A 4801-nucleotide genomic window follows, 5' to 3' on the forward strand; every position below is an offset into this window, starting at 1 on the left:
TTCTGACCCTTCACGATCCCTGACGCCACGTCGGTCCCTGTGGACGTGGCCTTGTCCCCGCCCGACCCCCGGTCCGGCGGGATTTTTTTGATCTGTGTTCAGGCGGCTTCGGCGCCACTTCTGACGGCGCAGAGTGCTGGCGAGCGCCACACCACCAGACCGTAGGGACTGGAGCAGATCGGGTGGTCGGGCGCCGCGCGGTGCAGCCATGCGGCCTGCCCCCAGGGCGTGCGCTGCACGCGGTCCAGCAGGATGGACACACCCTGGCAGCCCATGGCCGCTGCGTTGTCCAGCGCCAGCAGCCATTCGGCGGCGTCGGGGTAGAAGGGCGACAGACTGCTCGCGCGGGTTTCGTCATCGCCGGCCCAGTCCAGGGCGCGGTTCAGCAGGTCCATCGACTCGCTCGCGCCCGGGATTCCCTCCAGCCCGGTCACGCTCAGCAGCGCCAGCACATTGGTGATCACGGTGCAGTCGACCATGTCCTGTCCCCCGGCCGAACGGCTCCAGGTCGCGAACACGCCCGCGCGCAGCCACGGCGGGCGCAGGACGGGCAGGCGGGCGATGCGCCGCGTGCCGACGCGCTGACAGGCGATGCGCCGTGTCTCGGTCCGGGTCAGACGCCCGGCCAGATACAGCTCCAGCGCCATGATGGCGGTGTCGTCGGCGTCGTCCGGCAGCGGTGGCGCCCAGTGCGGGCGCAGGCCCTGCGGCCAGAACCCGAAACCGCCCTGCGCCGAGCGGCAGCGTTCGAGCACGGCCAGCAGGGAGGGTGGCGCTGTGTGGCCCTGCTGTCGCAGGGAGCGCACCGCCAGGGCGGTGGCGAAGCCGTTGCAGTCGGGCCGCCGCTGTGCGCGGGCGTGCATCTCGCTGGCGATCAGGCCGGGCATCGGTGCGGGGTCCGCAGTCATGTGGGGCGCAGGCCGCACTGCAGCCAGTGGGATGCACTGGCGTCGACGCCAGCGCCCACCATGCCGTGCCGCCAGCGGCCATCGGGGGGGGCAGCGCTGAGGGCAGCATAGATCTCGGCAGGCGCACCGCTCACGGCGCAGAGCAGGGTCTGGCGGACCTGTTCGTCGTCGCGGAACACCGCCTTGGCGAAACAGAACCAGGTCAGGGCGCGGGGCCGCAGGTCGCCGTCGAAGACCACGCTCAGGCCGGAAGGCCGCGGCAGGTCCTGTCCGCCGCAGAGCAGATCCAGGTGCCGGGACAAAGCGGTGCCGGGTGCGGGCGTTCCAAAGAACCCCTGGCAAAGATCCAGCAGCCGGTGCCGGTCGAGGTCGGCGCTCTGCGCGTACAGCTCCAGGCTCCGGTCGGCGTTCAGGCCGGCCATGCGCCAGTGCAGGCTGGGGCTGCGCAGCCAGGGGTGCGCAGCGACCAGCGCCGAGGGCTGGGCCGCACCGGGCGGCACGTCGATGTACAGCTTGGTGGCCCGACCGGCGGACGAAAAACGCGCCCCCAGCCAGGCGCCAAAGCGCAGGGTCTGGTCCTGCTGCAGTGCCTGCCAGGGCGCGAGCGCGGGCTGCGGGTCGTGCGGCCAGTCGAGTTGCCGAGCGGCCAGGTGCAGGCGCTCCGGGTCGGGGGCCTCGGGCGGCGCCACCTCCACCGTGTAGCGCAGCGCCGTCTCGCGCGAAGACCAGGCGAACTCGATCGGCAGGCCGGTGTTGGTGAGCCGGCTGAAGCGCCACGCCACCTCCGGCCAGACCGAGCGGCCGACCGGGCCCAGCTGCGACACCAGTGCCACGCGGGCGGCCGCCACTGCCTCGGGCAGCCACGGTGCCAGGCGGTCCAGCGTGGCCTCCACCGCGGCTGGGATCGCGGGAGAGCGCTCGGCGGGTCTTGTGGCGGTTGCCTCAGCCGGGATCATGTCGCCGCCTCACAGGCTCACCGGCTGGATTTCTTCTGCCGTGTCCACCCAGGCGCGCTGCTGGAACAGGTTCGGACCGATGAAGGTCAGGCGGAAGCGGTACTGGCGCAGGTTCTTGTCGCGCAAGGCCATGCGCAGCTTGACGGAGTCGGTCGCGGTGCCCGGGATTTCCAGCCGTTCGATGCGTTCGTACTGGTTGGCCGTGTCGCGGTACTCGACGTCGACCAGCACCCGGTTCACGACGGCCGGATTGACCGCCGGGATGAACTCGATCCGCAGCGCACCCACGAACAGGTCGTGCACCACGATCTGCGACACCGCCAGATCGGTGGCGGGCAGGCGCGTGACGCTGCCGTCCTTGAGGTGTTGCACCAGCTCCATCTCGACCCCGCGGTCGGCGGGCGCCGGCTTGGCCCCGCGCAGGCGCCAGATCTGCGGTGCGCTGTCGCGGCGCAGCGTGAGCACGGTGCGGGGTTCCGGGCTGGCGTATCCGCGGGCCTTCAGGTTGAGCTCCATGGACTCGACCACCTCCCAGTCGATGTCGCCGGCGATCGCGCTGATCTCGCGGAACTCGATGTGCTCGTAGGGGTTCACGAACAGTGTGCGGTCCAGCGTGGGCCGGGCCGGGATGTCGTAGGAATGCCGGTCGGCGGCCCAGCCCGACTGCGGATCGAAGTGGAACTGGAAGCCGGCCTGGTAGTCGATGTCGCGCGTGCTGTTGAGAAACACCTTGAAGGTCTCGACCTTGTTGTCACCCGGCAGGAACACGAAGTCGGCGTGTTTGTGGTCCTGGGGTTTGGCCGGATCGCCGTAGTCCAGTGCGACCTGGGCCGACGCCAGGCCGATGGGCGCGAAGTCGATCGGCATGCTGGCCTCGACCTTGAACTCGCGGAAGAACGGATCGTCGAGATCGATCTCCTTGAAGTAGCGGGACTTGTCGCGCAGGTCGCCCAGCATGAGGCCGAAGAAGCCCTGTGGCGCATAGGTGCGGCGTGTCGCTTCGGCGCGGTTGTAGCGCAGGGTGAGCTTCTTGCGCTCCTCCTGGCGCACGAACTTCAGCTTGAAGCTCGCCACCACCGGCAGCGAGCTGCCGCCCTGGGCCGGCGGGGGAGGAGGAGGCGGCGGTGGTGGGGGCGGAGGAGGAGGCGGCGGTGGGGGCGGTGGAGGCACCGTCGACGCCGGCCGTCGCAGCACGCCGCGCCAGCGCGAGGGTGTGGTGCCGGTGCTGCGGCCGATGATGTGCGCCACCCGGTTGTCGGGGTCGCCCCCCATCGGCGAGTGGGTGCCGGGGCGGCTGGAGGCGGGGTGGTCGCCGCTGGCGGTGCCGCCGCTGACCGTGCCGCCGGCGCGCTGCACGATGGCCAGGGCCACGTCGCGGCGCCGGGTGGACAGACGCAGGTTGTAGGCCTCCCGCTGGGTCTCGGGGACGCCGGCTGCGTGTTCATGGCTGGCGTAGGCTTCCACGCGCACGTTGCGTGGGGCGGGCAGGCGCTGTATCCACGCGCGCAGCCGTTCGGCACCGCGCTCCGGTCCGCTCCAGTTGCCGTCGCCTTCGATGCGCAGCGTCCCCGACGCGTTCTGGAACCGCGGGTCGGTGGTGCTGTTGTCCACGTAGGCGCGGTACTCGGGCGAGGGCGGGTTGACCCGCCAGTTGGCTTCGGCGGGCTTGTCGAAGTCGAAGAACAGGCCGAAGGTTTCCTCGGTGGTCTGTGCGGGCCACTCCACCTCGATGGTCTTCTGCGCCGCCGGGTTCACCGTCACGGTGATGCGCCCGGCGGCATCGGGCGTGACCGGCTGACCGTCCACGCGCACCGTGGCGCCGGCCCCCGTGATGCTCAGGGTCTCCGCCAGGCCGCTGGTCGCGGGCGTGTGCGTGACGCCTTGACCCGCCGGCAGCGGCGTCGGGCTTTGCTGCTCCACGGTGAGCGTGGCGGGCTGTGTCTCGCTGGCGCTGGTGCCCTGGCCTGGGTTGGTGTTCGTGCCGGTGTTGTTGCCGGTTCCCGTGCCCGTGGCCGGATTGGTGTTGGTGTTGTTGGCGTCACGCAGCAGGTCGCGCCCGACGGAGATCACATCGCTCAACGGGTCGCTGGTGGCCTGTTGGGCGGCGAGCTGGCCCGGCGTCAGGGTGGGCTCGAACCACTTGGACAGGAGATCGTCCTTGAAGAAATCCAGCGCCCATTTCTCCTGTTCGCGCTCGTCGGCTTCGTCGGTGAAGTTCAGCACCTTGATCTGGATCGCGCCGCTTTGCACCAGCGACTCGAACGCGGCGTCGATGCCGCCCCGCACGAACTGGTACTGGGCTTCGATGCTGGCGCTGAAGTGGTTGAAGATGCGTTCGAAGTCGGCGGTGATCTCGACGTCGATCGACGGCCGCATCGCCAGGTACTTCATGTTGTAGATCACGCCGATCGGCGCCATGCCGTCGCCAAAGGCCTGCTCCAGGATGGTCGCGCCCTCCTTGGACAGCGACAGGCTGAACGCCGCGCCGTTCTCGCTGTCCATCGACGGCACCGACGCGCCGAGGATCAGCTCGACGGCGTTGAAGGCTCCCTCGGGTGGCGCGGTCGCGGCGGTGCCGCCCGAACCCTGCAGGTTCAGTGCCAGGCACTGCACCGTACCTTCTTCAAACGGCGCAGCCGCCAGGCGCACCGGTGGCGTCACGCCCGGTTCGGCGTTGATGCGGCCCACGATGCGCGACTCGAACTGCGGCGTGAGCTTGAGCGTGGTCTTGAACATGAGAAAACCGCCACCGGTCTTCCCCACGTCCACGCTCGCGGCCTTGTATTTCAGGAAGCTGAATTCGGCGAGGTTGTCCGGGCCCACGCGGCGCGCCAGGCCGACCGGTCCGGGCAGGTACCAGAACTGATTCACATCGGCATGGTCGCGGTAGACGGTGATGCCGTCGACGGTGAGCGGCTTTTCGAGGCTGAGCATGGG

2 protein-coding genes and 1 pseudogene are annotated in these 4801 nt (G+C 70.0%); all 3 read right to left on the reverse strand.

The window, feature by feature from the left end; genetic code table 11:
• Window positions 1-98: 98 nt before the first annotated feature.
• On the reverse strand, window positions 99-887 hold the full coding sequence (locus V6M57_RS11450; protein ID WP_332815123.1) for a hypothetical protein: 789 nt from the start codon (window positions 885-887) through the stop codon (window positions 99-101).
• Window positions 888-904: 17 nt separating this feature from the next.
• On the reverse strand, window positions 905-1801 hold the full coding sequence (locus tag V6M57_RS11455; protein WP_332815124.1) for a hypothetical protein: 897 nt from the start codon (window positions 1799-1801) through the stop codon (window positions 905-907).
• 72 nt (window positions 1802-1873) lie between these two features.
• Window positions 1874-4801, reverse strand: a pseudogene (locus V6M57_RS11460) (hypothetical protein); the annotation flags it as partial.

Source organism: Ramlibacter sp. (assembly GCF_036676645.1).
Taxonomy (GTDB): domain Bacteria; phylum Pseudomonadota; class Gammaproteobacteria; order Burkholderiales; family Burkholderiaceae_C; genus Ramlibacter.